Annotated in this window: 17 protein-coding genes; 14 read left to right on the top strand and 3 right to left on the bottom strand. The window is 66.4% G+C overall.

Annotated features, from left to right (window positions below; genetic code table 11):
• Window positions 1–24: 24 nt before the first annotated feature.
• Complete coding sequence (locus ACN9MB_RS02750; RefSeq protein ID WP_426270708.1) at window positions 25–1,083, bottom strand: 2Fe-2S iron-sulfur cluster-binding protein; 1,059 nt, start codon at window positions 1,081–1,083, stop codon at window positions 25–27.
• Window positions 1,084–1,146: 63 nt separating this feature from the next.
• Between ACN9MB_RS02750 and ACN9MB_RS02745 the strand changes: the two genes are divergently transcribed.
• The 5 genes from ACN9MB_RS02745 (at window position 1,147) to rmuC (ending at window position 5,956) form a co-directional block, all read left to right on the top strand.
• A complete protein-coding gene (locus tag ACN9MB_RS02745) occupies window positions 1,147–1,584 on the top strand; it encodes a hotdog fold thioesterase (RefSeq protein ID WP_204636734.1) in 438 nt (145 codons plus the stop codon).
• On the top strand, window positions 1,581–2,528 hold the full coding sequence (locus ACN9MB_RS02740) for a serine/threonine protein kinase (RefSeq protein ID WP_426270707.1): 948 nt from the start codon (window positions 1,581–1,583) through the stop codon (window positions 2,526–2,528). The genes ACN9MB_RS02745 and ACN9MB_RS02740 overlap by 4 nt, the downstream gene beginning before the upstream one ends.
• Window positions 2,529–2,707: 179 nt before the next feature.
• A complete protein-coding gene (locus ACN9MB_RS02735; RefSeq protein ID WP_426270706.1) occupies window positions 2,708–3,142 on the top strand; it encodes a hypothetical protein in 435 nt (144 codons plus the stop codon).
• 133 nt (window positions 3,143–3,275) lie between these two features.
• Window positions 3,276–4,448 carry a class I SAM-dependent rRNA methyltransferase gene (locus ACN9MB_RS02730; protein WP_426270705.1) on the top strand — a complete coding sequence of 391 codons (1,173 nt, stop codon included), beginning with the start codon at window positions 3,276–3,278 and terminating at the stop codon, window positions 4,446–4,448.
• A 71-nt stretch (window positions 4,449–4,519) separates the two neighbouring features.
• Window positions 4,520–5,956, top strand: coding sequence for a DNA recombination protein RmuC (rmuC, locus tag ACN9MB_RS02725; RefSeq protein ID WP_426270704.1), 1,437 nt, complete (start codon window positions 4,520–4,522; stop codon window positions 5,954–5,956).
• 231 nt (window positions 5,957–6,187) lie between these two features.
• Here rmuC and ACN9MB_RS02720 read toward each other — a convergent pair whose 3' ends face one another.
• Complete coding sequence (locus tag ACN9MB_RS02720) at window positions 6,188–6,652, bottom strand: hypothetical protein (RefSeq protein WP_426270703.1); 465 nt, start codon at window positions 6,650–6,652, stop codon at window positions 6,188–6,190.
• A gap of 147 nt (window positions 6,653–6,799) precedes the next feature.
• On the opposite strand from ACN9MB_RS02720, the gene ACN9MB_RS02715 reads away from it, so the two are divergent.
• Window positions 6,800–7,612 (top strand): hypothetical protein, encoded by an 813-nt coding sequence (locus ACN9MB_RS02715; protein ID WP_426270702.1) that lies wholly within the window; start codon window positions 6,800–6,802, stop codon window positions 7,610–7,612.
• An 86-nt stretch (window positions 7,613–7,698) separates the two neighbouring features.
• A complete protein-coding gene (locus ACN9MB_RS02710; RefSeq protein WP_426270701.1) occupies window positions 7,699–8,559 on the top strand; it encodes a methyltransferase domain-containing protein in 861 nt (286 codons plus the stop codon).
• A gap of 8 nt (window positions 8,560–8,567) precedes the next feature.
• Here the strand turns inward: ACN9MB_RS02710 and ACN9MB_RS02705 are convergent, their stop codons facing one another.
• Window positions 8,568–9,419, bottom strand: coding sequence for an energy transducer TonB (locus ACN9MB_RS02705; protein ID WP_426270700.1), 852 nt, complete (start codon window positions 9,417–9,419; stop codon window positions 8,568–8,570).
• A gap of 195 nt (window positions 9,420–9,614) precedes the next feature.
• Here ACN9MB_RS02705 and folE point away from each other — a divergent pair, with 195 nt between their 5' ends.
• The 7 genes from folE to ACN9MB_RS02670 all read left to right on the top strand — a co-directional run bounded on the left by folE (window position 9,615) and on the right by ACN9MB_RS02670 (window position 17,400).
• Window positions 9,615–10,217: a GTP cyclohydrolase I FolE gene (gene folE / locus ACN9MB_RS02700; RefSeq protein WP_204636744.1), complete on the top strand. Its 603-nt coding sequence runs from the start codon at window positions 9,615–9,617 to the stop codon at window positions 10,215–10,217.
• Between the two features lie 13 nt (window positions 10,218–10,230).
• Window positions 10,231–11,529, top strand: a complete 1,299-nt coding sequence (locus ACN9MB_RS02695; protein WP_204636745.1) for a hypothetical protein — start codon at window positions 10,231–10,233, stop codon at window positions 11,527–11,529.
• Window positions 11,522–12,238: a hypothetical protein gene (locus ACN9MB_RS02690; RefSeq protein WP_426270699.1), complete on the top strand. Its 717-nt coding sequence runs from the start codon at window positions 11,522–11,524 to the stop codon at window positions 12,236–12,238. Before ACN9MB_RS02695 ends, ACN9MB_RS02690 begins: the two co-directional genes overlap by 8 nt.
• Window positions 12,231–15,023: an AAA family ATPase gene (locus tag ACN9MB_RS02685; RefSeq protein ID WP_426270698.1), complete on the top strand. Its 2,793-nt coding sequence runs from the start codon at window positions 12,231–12,233 to the stop codon at window positions 15,021–15,023. The genes ACN9MB_RS02690 and ACN9MB_RS02685 overlap by 8 nt, the downstream gene beginning before the upstream one ends.
• The gene (locus ACN9MB_RS02680; protein ID WP_426270697.1) at window positions 15,020–15,367 is read left to right on the top strand and encodes an EF-hand domain-containing protein; all 348 of its coding nucleotides are present in this window, start codon (window positions 15,020–15,022) and stop codon (window positions 15,365–15,367) included. Before ACN9MB_RS02685 ends, ACN9MB_RS02680 begins: the two co-directional genes overlap by 4 nt.
• A gap of 180 nt (window positions 15,368–15,547) precedes the next feature.
• Entirely contained in the window at window positions 15,548–16,897 is a 1,350-nt protein-coding gene (locus ACN9MB_RS02675; RefSeq protein WP_426270696.1) for a TCR/Tet family MFS transporter, read from the top strand.
• A complete protein-coding gene (locus ACN9MB_RS02670) occupies window positions 16,894–17,400 on the top strand; it encodes a DUF1993 domain-containing protein (protein WP_426270695.1) in 507 nt (168 codons plus the stop codon). Before ACN9MB_RS02675 ends, ACN9MB_RS02670 begins: the two co-directional genes overlap by 4 nt.
• Window positions 17,401–17,413 lie beyond the last annotated feature (13 nt).

Genomic DNA, 17,413 nt, shown 5'->3' with positions numbered 1-17,413 from the left:
ATGCCCTCGCCTGCGCAGCGCGGCTTACAGGCCCACGATGCCCGCGCGACTGCCAAGGATCTGCGCCAGCACATCCGGCGCGTAATCGAACGAGTCGTAGTACAGGCGTTCTTCCGGCAGCTTCGCGTCGATGAAGAGCTTGCGCCCTGCGTCGATCATCGCCGGCGGACCGCTCATGTAGACGTCGTAGCGGGCCAGGTCCGGATGATCCTGCAGCACCGCCTCATGCACGAAACCCATCCGGATACCGCTGGCGAGCGCCTGTTGCGCGTCCGAGATCACCGCCTGAAAGCTCAGGTCGTGCGCCATGCCCGCCCAGCGTTCGGCCTGTTCGCGCAGGTAGATGTCCGCCGCCTGCCGGGCGCCCCAGTACACGCGCATCGGGCGACGTGTACCGAGCGCCATGAAATGCTCGACGATGGCCTTCACCGGCGCAAACCCGGTGCCGCCCGCCATGAAGATCATCGGGCGCTCCGAATCCTCGCGCGGCACGAAGGTGCCCAGCGGCCCTTCGATGCGCATCGCATCGCCCACCTTGAGCGAATCGTTCACCCATGAGGTGAAGCCGCCGCCCGCCACGTGGCGCACGTGCAGCTCGATGGTGCCGTCGGCCTCCGGATGGTTGGCGATGGAGAACGGGCGGCGGCGCCCATCCTCCAGCAACACATCCAGGTACTGGCCCGGCAGCCAGTTGAGCCGCGCCTGTTCGGAGGCGGGCCGCAGATGCAGGCCAATCACATCGGGCGCCAGCATCCACTTGCGCGATACCACCACGTCGACCTGCCGCTTGGCGATGTCCTCCACCGAGGTGACTTCGCGCGCCTCGATCAGCAGATCGCTGCGCGGCACCGCCTGGCACAGCAGGATGGCGTGCTGGGCCGGCGACGTGCCGCTCAAGGCCACCGGCGGATTGCGCGGATAGTCGCAATGCCCCGCCAGCAGCGTGGCCTTGCAGCTGCCGCACACGCCCGCGCGGCACGAATAAGGCAAGGCGATACCGGCCCGCTGCGCGGCTTCCAGCACGGTTTCGCCCGAAGCAACGGGGAAATGACGGCCGGTGGATTGGATGGTGACGGTAGGCACGTACACATTGTCGCGGCGAGGACGTGAGCCGACAATGAGGTCCTTACCGTGGAGAATCAACCTATGGCCATCTGGAAACAGGACATCTCGCTCGAGCGCATCAACGGCTGGAGCGCCAATACCATGATGGAAACGCTGGGCATCCGCTTCACCGAGATCGGCGACGATTGGCTGCGCGGCACCATGCCGGTGGACCATCGCACGCACCAGCCGTATGGGCTGCTCCACGGCGGCGCATCGGTGGTGCTGGCCGAAACGCTGGGCAGTTCGGCCGCCATGCTCTCGCTCGATCCCTCGGAAGTGGCGGTGGGGCTGGACATCAACGCCAACCATATCCGCGGCGTGCGCAGCGGCATCGTCACCGGCACCGCTCGCATGGTGCATATCGGCCGCACCACCCAGGTGTGGGAGATCCGCATCGAAACGGAAAGCGGCGAACTGGTCTGCATCTCGCGCATCACCATGGCGGTGATTCCGGCACGCGTCGTGGCACCGCGTTGAGTATCGACGCACCGTACGCCACGCTCGATCCGGACCGCGTCCTCGATGCCGTGACCGCTTGCGGCCTGTGGCCCGATGGCCGCCTGCTCGCACTCAATAGCTACGAAAACCGCGTCTGGCAGGTAGGGCTCGAAGAAACCTCGCCGGTGATCGCGAAATTCTATCGCCCGCACCGCTGGAGAGACGCGGCGATTCTCGAGGAGCACGCGTTCGCGCAGGAACTGGCCGAGGCGGAGATCCCGGTGGTTGCGCCGCTGCTCTTCGGCGGACGCACGCTGTTGCATCACGATGGCTTCCGCTATGCGCTCACGCCGCGTCGCGGTGGCCGCGCGCCGTCGCTGGAATCGACCGAGCAGTTGGAATGGCTGGGGCGATTGATCGCGCGCATCCACAGCATCGGCGCACGCCAGCCGTTCGAACACCGTGGCCGCCTGGATCGCGCCACCTTGATTGCCAAGCCGATGCAGGCCGTGCTGTCCTCGTCATTGCTGCCTTCGTCACTGCACGCGGCTTATCGCGCCGCGGCCGAACGCGTGGATCGCGCGGTGGCCGACCGCTTCGAAGCCGTAGGCCCCGTTCGCCAATTGCGCCTGCATGGCGACTGCCATCCCGGCAACGTGCTGTGGACAGACGCCGGCCCCCATTTCGTCGATCTCGACGATGCCCGCATGGGCCCCGCCGTGCAGGACCTGTGGATGCTCGCCAACGACGAGAAGGCGATGACCGCGCTGCTCGACGGCTATCAGCAGATGCGCGATTTCGACTTCGCCGAACTGGCCCTGGTGCCCGCGCTGCGTGCGATGCGCCAGCTGCATTACGCCGGCTGGATCGCCGAGCGCTGGCACGATCCGGCGTTTCCCATCGCCTTTCCGTTTGCCGGCGAGGCGCGCTGGTGGGAGCAGCACATCGCCGACCTGCACGAATTGAGCGAGGAATTGACGTAGGAGCCGCCGTGCGTGACTGGCAGTCATGCAGGTACCGCTCCGCGCGCGTCACGCACAAGTGGGCTCCCACCGGGGGGGGAGCGATGACCTGTACGTCGCCCAACAAACTGCCAAACCGCACCGCCAACAGCGGCCTCGTGATCCGCTAAGCTCGCGGCTTTCGACCCGGGGCATGGCGCGTGCGCAATTTTCTCTTCCGACTGATCGGCATCCTTGAAGTGGCGGGTGGCTTTTTCGGCATGGTCAACATGCTGCGCCGGCTGCTGCCGTTCGGTACGCATGATTCGATCGTGGCCGTGATCGGGCTGCTGTTCTATGCCTTCGTGCTGATCGCCGGCGTGATGCTGCTGGAGAACAGCGAGCGCGGCGTGACCTTCTCCAGTTGGGCGCAGCTGCTGCAACTGCCGCTGATCGCTACGCCGATCTTCAGCTACGGCTTCCATTGCGGCGCGTTCGTGAACGTATACGCCAGCCTGCATCTGCCGGTGCAACTGGGCCTCGACTGGCATGTGGGCAGCGAGGGTTTCCTGCTGGCCGTCGCCGGACCGGGCGTATCGCGGCTGGGCCTCAACCTGCTGGCCCTGCTGTCCTGGCTGGCGCTGCGCCTGCGATAGAACAACACCCTTGTGGGAGCGCACCCTGTGCGCGACGCCGACGGAGCGGGCCGTATGAGGCGCTTGTCGCGCACAGGGCGCGCTCCCACAGGGGAATCGGCGGGCCGAACGCCGCAGCAGTTATCATGGGCGGATGAATAGCCCCGACACCCTCCCCGTCATCCGCCTCAAGACCGACCGCATGCCCGGCCACCCCTGGGTGTGGTCCGCCCAGGTCAACAAGCCGGAGACCCGCGTGCCGCCCGGCAGCGTGGTCGACGTGGAGGACGCCAAGGGCCGCTTCGTCGGCCGCGGCTTCTGGAACGGCCATGCACGCATCGCCCTGCGCCTGCTGACCACCGATCCCACTGAAACCATCGATGCCGAATGGATCGCCGCCCGCATCGACCGCGCCATTTCCCTGCGCCAGGAACTGCTGCAGCTCGATCGCGTCAGCGACGCCTGGCGCGTGGTGCACAGCGAAGGCGACGGTCTTTCCGGCCTGGTGGTGGACCGCTACGCCGACATCATCGTGATCGAATACTTCGCCGCCGGCATGTGGCGTTTCCGCGAGGCCATCCACGCCGCCTTGCAGCGCCACTTCCCGGACACGCGCCTGTACTGGTTTGCCGAAACCCACGTGCAGAAGCAGGAATCGTTCGACTGCCGTTCGCCCGAGGCGCCCACGCCGGTGGAAGTGCACGAGCACGGCCTGCGTTTCCATGCCGCGCCGGGCTATGGCCACAAGACCGGCTTCTTCGCCGACCAGCGCGAGAACCGCCACCACTTCGCGCGCCTGGCCAAGGGCCGCAAGGTGCTGGACCTGTGCTGCAACGCCGGCGGTTTCGCCGTGCACGCGCTCGCCGCCGGCGCGCAGTCTGCCACCGGCGTGGACATGGACGCGGGCATCCTGGAGATCGCCCGCGCCAACGCCGCCGCCAACGACGTGCCCGCGGTGTTCGAGCAAGCCGACATCTTCGACTGGCTGCGCGGCGCCGTGGCGAGGGGCGAGCAGTACGACGCGGTAATCCTCGATCCGGCCAAGCTCACCCGCGACCGCAACAAGGTGATGGACGCGCTGAAGAAATACTTCGCGATGAATCGCCTGGCGCTGGACGTGATCCCGCCCGGCGGCTTGCTGCTCACCTGCTCTTGCACGGGCCTGGTCAGCGAAGCGGATTTCCTGGAGATGCTGCGACGCGTGGCGCTCAACGCCGGTCGCGAAATCCAGGTGCTGCACACCGCAGGTGCCGGCGCGGACCACCCTTTCAGCAGCAGCGTGCCGGAAGGGCGTTATCTGAAAGCGGTGTTCTGTCGCGTCATGTAGCCGCGCTTCGCGGTCCCGGATCCTGAGACGCCAGCGCGTACACTGGCGAACGTGTGCCGTTGGGAACTGCCATGTCCGTTATCGAAATACTGTTGATCGTGCTGGTGATCGCCGTACTGGCGCTGCAGGTCATGAGCCTGCTGCGCGGACGCGAAGACGCCGGCCTCACCGCGCGCCTCGATGCCCTCAAGGACGACAATCGCCATCTGCGCGAGGCCCTGGCGCAGGAACAGCGCGCCGGCCGTGGCGAGGTGACCCAGTCGCTGGAGCAGTTCCGCTCGCTGGTGCAGGAGCAGCTGGGCGGCATGAGCGCGCAGCAGCAGGAACGCATCGGCCACTTCGGCCAGCGCCTGGACGTGCTTACCGAACGCACCGGCACCGGCCTGGAAGCGCTGCAGCTGCGCCTTACCGAAGACGCGCGCCGCAGCCGCGAGGAACTCACCCTCGCGCTCAACCGTTTCGGCGAACAGCAACAGCAGCGCCTCGCCGCGCTCACTGCCGACAACGAAAAGCGCCTCAACGAAGTGCGCGCCACGCTGGAAACCAAGCTCCAGGCGATCCAGGACGACAACGCCGCCAAGCTGGAACAGATGCGCGCCACCGTCGACGAAAAGCTGCAGAACACGCTGGAAACGCGCCTGGGACAATCGTTCGCGCTGGTCTCCGAGCGACTCGAACAGGTGCAGCGCGGCCTGGGCGAAATGCAGAGCCTCGCCATCGGCGTAGGCGATCTCAAGCGCGTGCTGACCAACGTGAAGACGCGCGGCATTCTCGGTGAAGTGCAGCTGGGCGCGTTGCTCGATCAGCTGCTCACCATCGATCAATACGATTCCAACGTGATCACCATCCCCGGCAGCAACGACCGCGTGGAGTTCGCCGTGCGCATGCCCGGTGCCGGCGAACACGCGCAGCTTTACCTGCCGATCGATGCCAAGTTCCCGGTCGAGGATTACCAGCGCCTGCTCGATGCGCAGGAAGCGGCCGATGCCGATGCCGCCGCGCTCGCCGGCCGCGCACTGGAAATGCGCGTGCGCGAGGAAGCCAAGCGCATCCGCAGCAAGTACGTGGCACCGCCGCACACCACCGATTTCGCCGTGCTGTTCCTGCCCACCGAAGGCCTGTACGCGGAAGTGATCCGCCGCCCGGGCCTGTTCGAATCGCTGCAGCGCGACCATCACGTCACCGTGGCCGGCCCCACCACCCTCACTGCCCTGCTCAACAGCCTGCAGATGGGCTTCCGCACGCTGGCCATCGCCCAGCGCAGCAGCGAAGTGTGGACCTTGCTGGGCGCGGTGAAGACCGAGTTCGGCAAGTTCGGCGCAGTGTTGGACAAGACGCGCAAGAAGCTCAACGAAGCCAGCAACGTGATCGATCAGGCCAGCGTGCGCACCCGCGCCATCGAGCGCAAGCTGCGCGGCGTGGAGACGCTCAACGGCGACGAAGCCCAGCAGGTGCTGATCGACGCACCGGCCATCGACGACATCAGCGAAGACGATACCGAGGTTTGATCGCTCGCTGCGACACCATGAGTCCTTCCAGGACTTCGCACGGCAGATCAGCCCTCACCGTCATTCCGGCGCAGGCCGGAATCCAGTGGCGACTACGTTGGGTTGTCGCGATAGCCAGCCGCGCCCCGAAAGGGCCTCGCAAAACTGTGGACAGCCGCTACTGGATTCCGGCCTGCGCCGGAATGACGGTGAGGGGGAGACGGCGGTTGAGTCGAGGCTTTGAGCAGCCCTTTAGGCCGACGCGTTAACCAGCGAACCGCTGCTGCCGCCACCTTGGTTCAACAACAGCGTGGATAGCGCCGTGACGGCCATTTCGAGCTGGCCGTTGGTGGTCGCCACGGCGGATTGCAGGGTGGCGACGACGGTCAGGCCGGCGGGATCGCCAGCGCCTTTCATCGCCTGCATCGCGGCATGCAACGCTTGCTCTTCCTGGGTGAGCTGCTTCTGCAGCTGGGCGATTTCCTTCTGCAATGCCTTGACCGCGGCGCTGGAGCTGGAGCTGGAGCTGGAGCTGCCGCTGTCGCTGTCGGAGCTGGGTGCCTTGATCGTGACACTGCTGGGACCGCTGGCACTGGTCACGGCGGTCGCGCTGCCGGATTGTCCGGATGACGTAGGCGCCAGGGCAGGCGCAGCGGCAGGCGCGCTCGCGATGGTCAGCGGGATGGTGGAGGTGTCCAGGTGAATGCCGATGCTCATGGGGCTTTCCAGGGGACGGTCACTGGTGAATCGGCCGCCATCGCAGAAACTTGAGCGGGCCTGCGGCCACGATCCCTTCAACCCCATTCGGCGCCCGGCATCGTTTCAACCTAGGCATCGGCCATCGATGCCTACGGGAGCGGTCGCATGAACAGCTTGCGCACATGGGTTATCGGACTGGCCACGCTGGCGGCCAGCATGCAGGCCGGCGCCGTCGGCCGGTTGGTGGATCTGAGCGTCTACGACCGCACCTCGCAGCAGGAGCTGCCGGTCTATCGCCACGACGGCCGCTACTACGTGGCCGGGCAGCCTGGCCATCGCTATCAGATCCAGTTGCGCAGCCAGAGCGGCGGCCGCGTGCTGGGCGTGCTTTCGGTGGATGGCGTGAACGTACTGTCCGGCGATACCGCCGACTGGTCGCAGACCGGCTATGTGCTGCAACCCTATGCGGACAGCGACATCCTCGGCTGGCGCAAGAGCCTCTCGGAAGTGGCGGATTTCGTGTTCGCCGATGCCTCCCGCAGCTACGCCGCGCGCACCGGGCGACCCGACAACGTGGGCGTGATCGGCATCGCGGTGTTTCTGCCGCGGCGCATGATCCGGCCGATGCCGATGCCCGGTCCGATTCCTGCGCTGTCCGAACCGATTGCGGGCACACCACGCGAAGCACCATCACAACTCGTGCCTGCGCCCGCCGCCCCGATGGCTGAGTCCGCCGCGCGTGCCTCGGCGAAAATGCAGGACAACGGCCCGATCGGCACCGGCCACGGCGAGCGGGAAACCTCGGTGGTGAGCTTCACCGATTTCGTGCGCGCATCGTCCACGCCGAACGAAACGATCACGCTGTACTACGACACGCGCGAACGGCTGCTTGCGCAAGGGGTGATTCCCGGCGACGATCACCCACTGGCCGGTCGACCCGATCCGTTTCCCGGACATTTCGTGCCCGATCCGCGTTGACATCGCAGCAACCTGCGTTCAACTCTTGGCAAGCCGCGGCATGACACCATTCCTTGGTTCGTGCGCCTTAGTGGATTCGTCACGTCATGTTGGATGCCCTGCACGCCATCGTCTGCGAGGTCGAGCGAGACCGGTCGCTGGATCGGCCCGAGCAGTTGCGCGAGCGCATCCGGGCGATGGACCGGCTGGAAGATCTCTGGCTGCACGTGCCTGAGGGCGAAACCCCGGCGGCCGGCGCGGTGATGAACATCCTGCGCCGCCGTGCGAAGGCTCGCCATGCGGCCCTCGCCGAGATACAGCGACGCCTGTGCGACGGCATCCGCCACGCGATCGTGCAGGGCGCGGGTGCGCATGCGCTGCGCGGCTGGCTGCACCACGACGATCTGCGTGAACCGTGGGGCTACGACCATCTCGACGCCCTGATCGGCGACGTGCTGTCGCTGGACGAACCCTCCTCGGTCGCGGCGCTCGAAGCGGAGATGGTGTTCTACCAGCCCACGCCGGTGCGCCACGTGCTGGACCTGATCCATCGCGCACGCCTTGGCCGTGACGACGTGCTGATCGATCTCGGTTCCGGCATGGGCCATGTGCCCTTGCTGGTGTCGATCTGCACCGAAGCGCAGGCCTGCGGCATCGAGCGCGAGGAGGCCTACGTCAACAGCGCGCGCCGCGCTGCGGAAGCCTTGGGCATCGAGCGCGCCACGTTTCTTGCACAGGATGCGCGCGAGGCGGATGTCTCGCGCGGCACCGTGTTCTATCTCTATACGCCGTTCACCGGCGAGATGCTGCGGCAGATGCTCGACAGGCTCCATGCCGAAGCCCGTCGACGCAGCATCCGCGTTGCCACGCTCGGCCCCTGCACGCCCGCCGTGGCCGGCGAGTCGTGGTTGCGGGCGGCCGGCGAACCGGATGCCGGCCGCGTGACGTTGTTTCGCTCGGTGGCCTGAAACGGGATTCAACCGCCGCCGAGCGGCGTCGCCAGCACCAAGCCCGAACGCCCGGTACTCAAACCGCCATCTGACATGGCATTGGGCGATTCCGAGGCCAGCTCGGCGCTGATCCACGGAACCGTCTGACGCGGGCCCGGAATGTAGGGCTGCCAGGTGCCGTAAGCGTGTTGCTTGTTCGGCTGGTCAGTCACGGCAAGGTTGAAATTGACCGGCACGCGCACGACCCAGTACGGGTCGTTCACCGCGCTGCCCTGCGTGGGCGTGTGAAAGGTCCACTGGCGTGCCGCGTCCAGCGAGGCGGTGGCCAGCACCTTGCGGAACTTGTCCATCGCCTGCTGCGTGGCGTATTGATCGAGATCGACCTCCTCAGCCGCCGCGTCCTGCACGCTGCCGTCGCGACCGATGCGAAGCACAAGATAGGCCGTGCCACTGATACGTGCATCGATGGCCATCTGCGGATATCTGGGCGTCACCGAACGATTGTTGTAGGTCACGGTGGCGGCATTGGCTTCGCCTTCGCCAAACGTGGCGCCATCGACCGCGACCTTGTAGTTGCCATCGCCTACCGGCTTGGCCACGACGCGCACGTTCATGCTGGTCTTGACCAGCTGCGTGGTGGGCGAGGAAAGCTTGAATTGCCAACGCGCGATGCTCTTGCCCAGCACGTCGACGACCACCGGCGGCAGCTTTTCCGGCTGATCCAGTGTGTACCCATGCAGCGTACCGTCCGGATTCACCTCCAGCGAGCCGGTGACCACCATGGAACCCTCGGCAGTCTTGCGCACGGACTGGGCGCCCGCCATCGACGCGAACAGCGCCAGCGACACCCACAGCAAGGTCCGATACTGGCGTTTCATAACCTCTCCTTGTCGACGCGAGGCGCCAGTCTAACTGGGCGGCCTGCGTGGATTAAGTGCCTGCCTGAGTACCTCTCGGCCGGTACCGCCCCACGCAAGTCCTTGATGCGGCGGGGGCCGTCGCCTCCGGAAGGTCCAAAGCTTGACGCTGGCGTTACACTGGCACGTCAGCAAGCCGTACTCGAAGGAACCCGCATGAGCGAGCGTCAAGAACCGAGCGAAGTCACCCGCGAACAGGCCGAGGAAGCGGTCCGCGTCCTGTTGCGCTGGTCGGGCGAAGATCCCAGCCGCGAAGGCCTGCTGGATACGCCCAAGCGCGTGGTGAAGGCGTACAAGGACTGGTTCTCAGGCTATGCCACGGATCCGGGCGACTACCTGCGCCGCACCTTCGAGGAAGTGGCTGGCTACGACGAAATGGTCGTGCTGCGCGACATCGAATTCGAAAGCCATTGCGAGCACCACATGGCACCGATCATCGGCCGCGCCCACGTGGGCTACCTGCCGACCAACCGCGTGGTCGGCATCAGCAAGCTGGCCCGCGTGGTGGATGCCTATGCGCGCCGCTTCCAGGTGCAGGAAAAGCTCACCGCGCAGATCGCCCAGTGCATCCAGGAAAACCTGCATCCGGCCGGCGTGGCGGTGGTGATCGATGCCAGCCACGAATGCATGACCACGCGCGGCGTGCACAAGCGCGGCGTATCGATGGTCACCAGCCAGATGCTCGGAGCCTTCCGCGACGACGCCCGCACCCGCTCGGAATTCCTGCAGTTCATCGGCATCCATGGCGCGGGCCGCTGAGCACGCGTCCCTGATGCAGCTGCTGGACAGTCCGGACGCCGACGAGCGTCTGCAGGACGTATTGCGCGAAGGCATTAGCGCCGAGGATATCCCGGCGGTGTTTCCGTTGCTGCGCGGACGCTCGCTGCTGCGCGCGTTCAACGCGCTGTTCCACGGCAGCGAGGCGCAGGTTCTGCTGCGCCTGCTGGTGCTGCGCACGCTGGGCGCGCGCGCCCACGCGCCGGAGTGGACGCCGCCGGAGATCCGCGAGCAGCTCGCCTTCGTCGAGCCGGTGAAGCTGGAAACGGTGGTGCAACGCCTGAAGGAACACGAGCTGCTCACCTGGGACAACGAAACGCTGCGCTATCGCGTGAGCCCGCTGGGCCGCAAGGCGCTGGCCGCCGTCTCCACGCTGCTGGAATTCGAGCGCGACGACGAAGACGGCCTCGGCTACATCACCGCCCAGCTCGCGGCGGGGCAAGCAGTGGGTCGCGTTTCCGCCGACGAACTGGCGCATCTGCTCTCGCGCCTGTCGGAGCTGAAGGAAGACTTCGACCGTGCCGTGCTGTCCGGGTCCGAACATCGCATTCGCCGCGCCGCGCAACGGCTCGACTCGGTGTGGACGTGGGTGGAGAAAGGCACCGAAGTCGTCAGCGCGATTGCCGACAGCGAGGATCTCGACTCTTCCACGCACCGGCTCGCCCAGGCCGTGGGCCGCGCGCAGAGCGCACTGCTGCGCCAGGCGGGCATCTTCCAGCGCGAGCTCAACAAGATCGACCAGCATCGCGTGCACCTGGGCCGCACTGGGCTTTCCTCTTCCGATCTGGTGGCGTGGCTGCGTTCGCTCACGCCCGATGCGCTGGCGCAGCACGCGGACGAAGCGGCCATGCTGCCGATCCAGCCGCCGTTCCTGCAGGACCAGATTGCACTGGACGTGGCCGAGTACGAACTGCTCGAACGCGAACGCGCCGCCGCCGAAAGCAACGCGCTGCCCAACGCGGAAAGCACGCCGACCACCCACGACCTGCCGATCGACGAGGAAGATCTCTCGCCGTTGCTCGATTGGCATGGCGAACTGGCAGCGCTGACGAACCCGATGGAATTGAGCGATGCCCTGCGCGGCGACGACTACGCGCTGAGCGCCTATCGTCTCTCGCTCCTCGGTCTGGTGGGCGATCCCGAATCGTCCGCGCTGCAAGGTCCGACAGCGGACCTCGCACGCCTGCCGCTGAAACTGGAAATCGAAGCACGCCTGGTCGATCCGGGCCTGGCGACGATCGCGCTGGTGAGCGCGGGTCGCCTGCATCCACGCAAGGACAAGAAACATGCATGATGAAACCGCTGCGCTGGTCGCGCGACTGCTTTCCCAACGCTGGCTGCCGCGCGAGGACACGCAGGCACGCAAGGTGTTGCTGGACGAAGCGTTCCGCGAAGAGCTGGATCGCCGCCTGGCCGCCGTGGGCCTGGAGCTGCGCGAGCATCCCTATTCCGCGTACATCGGCGTGGCCGTAGCGCGCGCCAACGAGAAGCACGTGTTCGGCGGCAGCGACAGCTGGATCTCCAACACCTTGCAACTGGACCGCGACGCCGTGGCGCTGCTGGTGGTGCTGTGGGCGTTGATCGTGCTGCCCAAGCGCCAGCGCCAGCTGGAACGCCAGCAGGCCGAAGCGGATGCCTCGCAGACGCAGATGTTCGCCGAGGGCAAACCGATCTCGCGCGACGCCTCGCTCTCGCCCCTCGTGGCCGAGCGTACGCTGCTGGCCGACTTCGGCGACAAGCTGGGCGGCAAGACGCGCGTGAACTTCAACCTGGGCCTGCTCTCGCGCCACGGTTTCATCGTGCGCCGCAAGGGCGAGCTGGCCGAAGGTCCGTTGCTGGATCTGGTGTTCGACTACGAACGCACTGCACGGCGCATCCTCGACGGCGCCTTGAGCGATCTGCTGGCCGGGCTCACGCCACGCGAAGACCTAGGCAGCGACGATGAGCCTCTCTACGACGACACCGACGAAACTGAAGACAGCGAAGTGACCCACGATGTTTGATTTCCGCAGCCTCGAAGTCATCCACTGGGACTACTGGCAGCGCTTCAGCCTGCCGCTGGATACCAATATCGTCACCGTGGTCGGCCCCAATGGTTCGGGCAAGACCACCCTGCTCGATGCGCTGCGCACGCTGCTGACCATCGACTGCGCCGGCAACCGCGACTACAAGAGCTACCTGCGCCACAACGGCAAGCCGTTCGCGTGGTTGCGCGCACGCGTGGGCAACGTGCCGGGGCCGCGCGGCGAGCGTCCGTTCTTCCCGATCATGGACAGCGAAGTGACGCTGGCCGTGCGCATCCAGAAGAAAGGCGGCGAGTGGCAACGCCAGTACGCCGTGATGGGCGGCGACGTCAGCGTGGACGAGATCGAAGCGCGCAACGACTTCCTCGGTCTGCGCGAATACCGCGTGCGGCTGGAAGGTGCCGGCCTGTCGCAGGCGATCCGCCGCGTGCTGACGCTGGAACAGGGTGCCACCGACAAACTCTGCCAGCTGCCGCCCAAGGCATTGCTGGACCTGGTGTTCGATGTGTTCGGCGACAAGGCCGTGCTGGAGGATTATCAGCGCGCCCGCAACGAACAGGCGGAAGCCGACCGCGAACTGCACGGTCTGGAACACCAGCTCTCGCTGATCGGCGTGAGCCTGCAGGAAGCCGAAGGCCGCGTGCGCTCGTGGCAGGAATGGGATGCGCTCAAGAGCGAACACGCCGATCTCGTCGCCGAAACGCTGCCGCGCACCGAACTGGCCGAACTGCACGCGGCCATCCGCGGCGCACGTCCGCAGTTGCTGGGCCTGAAGCGCAAATGCCGCGATCTCTCGGCACGCGATGTCGAGCTTCAGGCGCGACTGCAATCGCTCGACGCGCATGAGGAATCGCTGCGCGGCGAGCAGCACGTGGCCGACCAGGCACGCCAGCAGGCCAAGCAGCAACTCGACGACGCACGCCGCGCCGAAACCGAGAACGCCACCTTGCTCAAGCAGGAACAACACTTGCGCAAGCTGGTTGCCGAACAGGATGGCGCCGATCACGAAAGCCAGGGCAAGCTGCTGGTCGAGGCACGCAGCCAGCTCGGCCGTCTGCAGAATGACGAAGCGCGCTTGCGCGAGCAGCTGTCGACGCTCACCGCCCAGCTCGGCGCCTGGCGCCGCGGCCAGCGCTACACGCCGGAGTTCGAGCAGTCGTTCCGCCGTGCGCTGGACGACGCCGGCATCGGTCACAGCATGTTGAGCGAGATCGTGGAGATCAACGAACCGCGCTGGCAGGCGGCGGTGGAAGCCGTGCTGGCCGGCTATCGTCACGTGGTGCTGCTCGACCACCCGCGCGATCGCGAGGCCGCCTGGCGCTTGGGCGAACAACACCGCTACAAGCATTTCGTGGTGGCCGAACGCGCGCCGACCACGGCACCCACGCGCGGCTCGCTGCTTGAAGTGGTCGACTTCACCGCGGCCGCACCGGAATGGCTGCTGCGCCAGCTCGATCGCATCCGCCGCGTGGAAGACGTGGGCGACGGCGCCAAGCTCGGCAAGGAGCAGGACTGGATCACCCCGCAGGGCTATTTCCGCGAGCGTCGTGGCGGCCGCCACCTGGGCGTGGACGATGTGTACTTCGGCAGCGCGGCGCGCGAACGCCAGCTGCGCGAGGGCGAGGAACGCCTGCAGCAGATCGAGAAGCAGCTGCGCGCCATCGGCGACAAGCGCAAGACGTTCCAGGAACAAGCCAGCGACGCCGAAGGTCTGCTGCGCGGCGCCAACGCCAGCAACCAGCTGGCCGATCGCGCCGACGAATTCGCTGCGGCGCACGAGGCGCAGTCCGCGCTGCAGGACGATGTGCAGCGCTGCGCCGACAGTTATGCCGCGGCCGAGGCGCACTACGAGGGCGTGCGCGAAAAGCGCCAGCAGAACTCGCGCCAGCGCGACAACGAAGCGCGCGAACACAAACAGGCCCAGCAGCAGCTGGCCGATAGCGCGCGCCAGTTCGCGCAGTTCCGCAACGAGCAGGTCGATCGCCTCAAGGCCTTCCGCCACAAGCGCAGCCATGTGCGCCCGGCGCATCGCTCGCGACGTGCCATGCTGGATCTGCGCGAGCGTTACGAATCGCCGGCCGCCGTGCGCCGCGAGATCGACCGCATCGAGCGCCGCCTCAACGAAGGCCATTGGGAAACCGACGACGGCGTGCTGCCGTTGCGCGACAAGTACGCCAACGACCACGAAGGCCTGCGCGACGATCTGCAGCGCCGTCGCGTGCACCTGGAGCGCGCCGGCCGCATCACCACCGAAGCGCGCGCCGCTTATCTCAACGTGCTGCGCAACACAGTCAAACGCTATGCGCGCAACCTGAAGGTGCTGGCGGATCTGGCTGGCATCGGCGTGGAAACGGAACTGCCCGAACTGGTGAACGAAGACCTGGCGTTGGCGCAGGCCGGCCTCAACGTGCGCTTCGAGTTCGACAAGAAGGGCTGGATCGGCATGGACGACGGCGAAGCCTCCGGCGGCCAGCAGGTGATGAAGTCGCTGTTGTTGCTGGTGGCGTTGATGCGCGACGAGGATCGCCCCGGCGGCTTCGTCTTCATCGACGAACCGTTCGCGCACCTGGACATCTTCAACATCGACAAGGTGGGCGCCTTCCTCAAGTCCACCCGCGCCCAGTACATCCTCACCACGCCGGCCACGCACAACATCAACGTGTTCCAGCCCAGCGACCTCACCCTGGTCACCAGCAAGCGCCGCCCCGGCGCCACCTGGGCACAGCCGCTGGCGGTGCTGCGCCGCCGGACCGAGGCCGCATGATCCTGCGCCAGCCGCTCCGCCTGGCGCTGCTGGCCGGTGCAGGTCTGACGCCGCTGCTCGCCTGGGCGCAGGCCACGCCGGCCGAGTATCTGCGCGAGTTCGACACCGACGGCGATGGCCGGGTGAGCGAAGCGGAGTACGTGGCGCACCTGAGCAAAGGCTTCCATCGCCTCGACAGCAACGGCGACGGCGTGCTGGAAGCCGACGAGCTGCCCGGCGGCCATGGCAAACCGGTCACCCTCAAGCAGTTCCAGGACAACCTGCGCCGGCAGTTCCACAAGCTCGATCGGAACCACGATGGGTACCTCGATGCACGCGAGCTGACGCAGCCGCCGCAGGGCTAGTTCAACCGTAACCCCCTGTGGGAGCGCACTTGTGCGCGACGGCGGCATCTCCGATCGCACCGCCGGCTGGCTGTCGCGCACAAGTGCGCTCCCACAAAGTGGTGGGTGGCCTCTTCTGCACTGCACACACAGCGTCATACGTAATCGGCTATCGTGCGCCTCTCACTGCCAGCCAGCCCCATGGACCCGACCTCCGACACCGAGCTCCATCCGCGCCGCCGCGCCGCGCTCGCGTTCATTTTCGCCACCGTGGTGCTGGACATGCTGGCGTTCGGCATCGTCATCCCGGTGCTGCCCCATTTGATCGAACAACTCGCCGGCGGCGGCATCGCCAACGCGGCGTGGTGGGTGGGCGTGTTCAGCACGGTGTTCGCGATCGTGCAGTTCGCCTTTTCGCCGGTGCAGGGGGCGCTGTCCGATCGCTTCGGCCGCCGCCCGGTGATCCTGATTTCCAATGCCGGGCTGGCCATCGATTTCTTTGTGCTGGCGCTGGCGCCCACGCTGTGGCTGCTGTTCGTGGCTCGCGTGGTGCTGGGCATGACGGCCGCCAGCTTCACCACCGCCAATGCGTACATCGCCGATATCACGCCCAAGGAAAAGCGCGCCGCGGCTTACGGCATCCTCGGCAGCGCGTTCGGCCTGGGCTTCATCATCGGGCCGGGGCTGGGCGGCTTCCTGGGGGACATCCATCTGCGCCTGCCGTTCTGGGTGGCCGGTGGCTTGGCGGCCTGCAATTTCCTGTACGGCTTCTTCGTGCTGCCGGAATCGCTGCCCAAGGAACGCCGCACGCCGCGTTTCGAAATGCACAGCGCGCATCCGCTCGGCTCGCTGAAACTGCTGGCCCGCTATCCGCTGGTGATGCGGCTGGCGGTGGTGATGTTCCTGGTGTATCTGGCGCACTACGTGCTGCAGACCACCTTCGTGCTGTACGCAGACTATCGCTATCACTGGGGCCCGCAGGCGGTCGGCTATGTGTTGATGCTGGTCGGCGCCTGCGATGGTTTCGTGCAGGCGGTGCTCACGCGGCGTCTGGCGCCGCGCTTCGGCGAACGGCGGCTGATGCTGGGCGGCATGCTCTGCGGCATCGGCTCGTTCCTGGTGATGGGCCTGGCCAACACGGGTTTCGCGTTTCTGCTGGGTATTCCGTTGATGGCGCTGTGGGGACTGTCGCAGCCGCCCATCCAGTCGTTGATGACGCATGAAGTGGACCCGGCGGAACAAGGCCGGTTGCAAGGCGCCATCAGCAGCCTGGCCAGTTTTGCGGGCATTTTCGGCCCGTTCCTGTTCGCCCAGGTGTTCTCGTTGTCGATCTCGCCGACCTCGCCCTATCACCTGCCCGGCCTCGCCTTCGTGTTGTCTGCCGTGCTACTGGCCATCGGCACGGTGATCGCGCTGCGCGCGACGCGGCACACGCACGACCTCGCCAAGCGCGAGGAGCCATTGCCCAATACGATTCCGGTCGAACCGTCCTCGGTCGTCCCTTTGCAAGCCACCATCACTTCCCCCGAAACACCGGAGCATTCCCCATGACCTTGTCGATGTACCAGGCTTCCGTTCCCGTTTTCCTGCGCGCCCTGAGCAACCTGCAGCACGTGCTGCGCAAGGGCGAGGCGCATGCGCACGCCCGCAAGTTCGAGCCTTCGCTGCTGCTGCAGGCACGCCTCACCGCCGACATGCTGCCGCTGACCAGCCAGGTGCAGATCGCCACCGACATGGCCAAGAACGCCTGCGCGCGCCTCGCTGGCGTGGATCCGATGAAGTTCGAAGACAACGAAACCACCTTCGCCGAACTGCATGCGCGCATCGAACGCGCCATCGACTACATCAAGAGCTTCAAGGCCGAGCAGATCGACGGCAGTGAAACCCGCGCCATCACGCTGAAGATGCGCACCAGCGAGCAGCACTTCGAAGGCCAGGGCTACCTGCTGCATTTCGTGATCCCGAACGTGTTCTTCCACTGCACCACGGCGTACGCGATCCTGCGCGAAGCCGGCGCGGAGCTGGGCAAGATGGATTTCATGGGCAAGCCCTAAACCACCGCAAGAA

The organism is Dyella kyungheensis, from assembly GCF_049913195.1.
GTDB classification, from domain to species: Bacteria; Pseudomonadota; Gammaproteobacteria; order Xanthomonadales; family Rhodanobacteraceae; genus Dyella; species Dyella kyungheensis.
The sequence above is the reverse complement of the archived record's forward strand: the minus strand, read 5'-3'. Positions and strand labels throughout refer to the sequence as shown.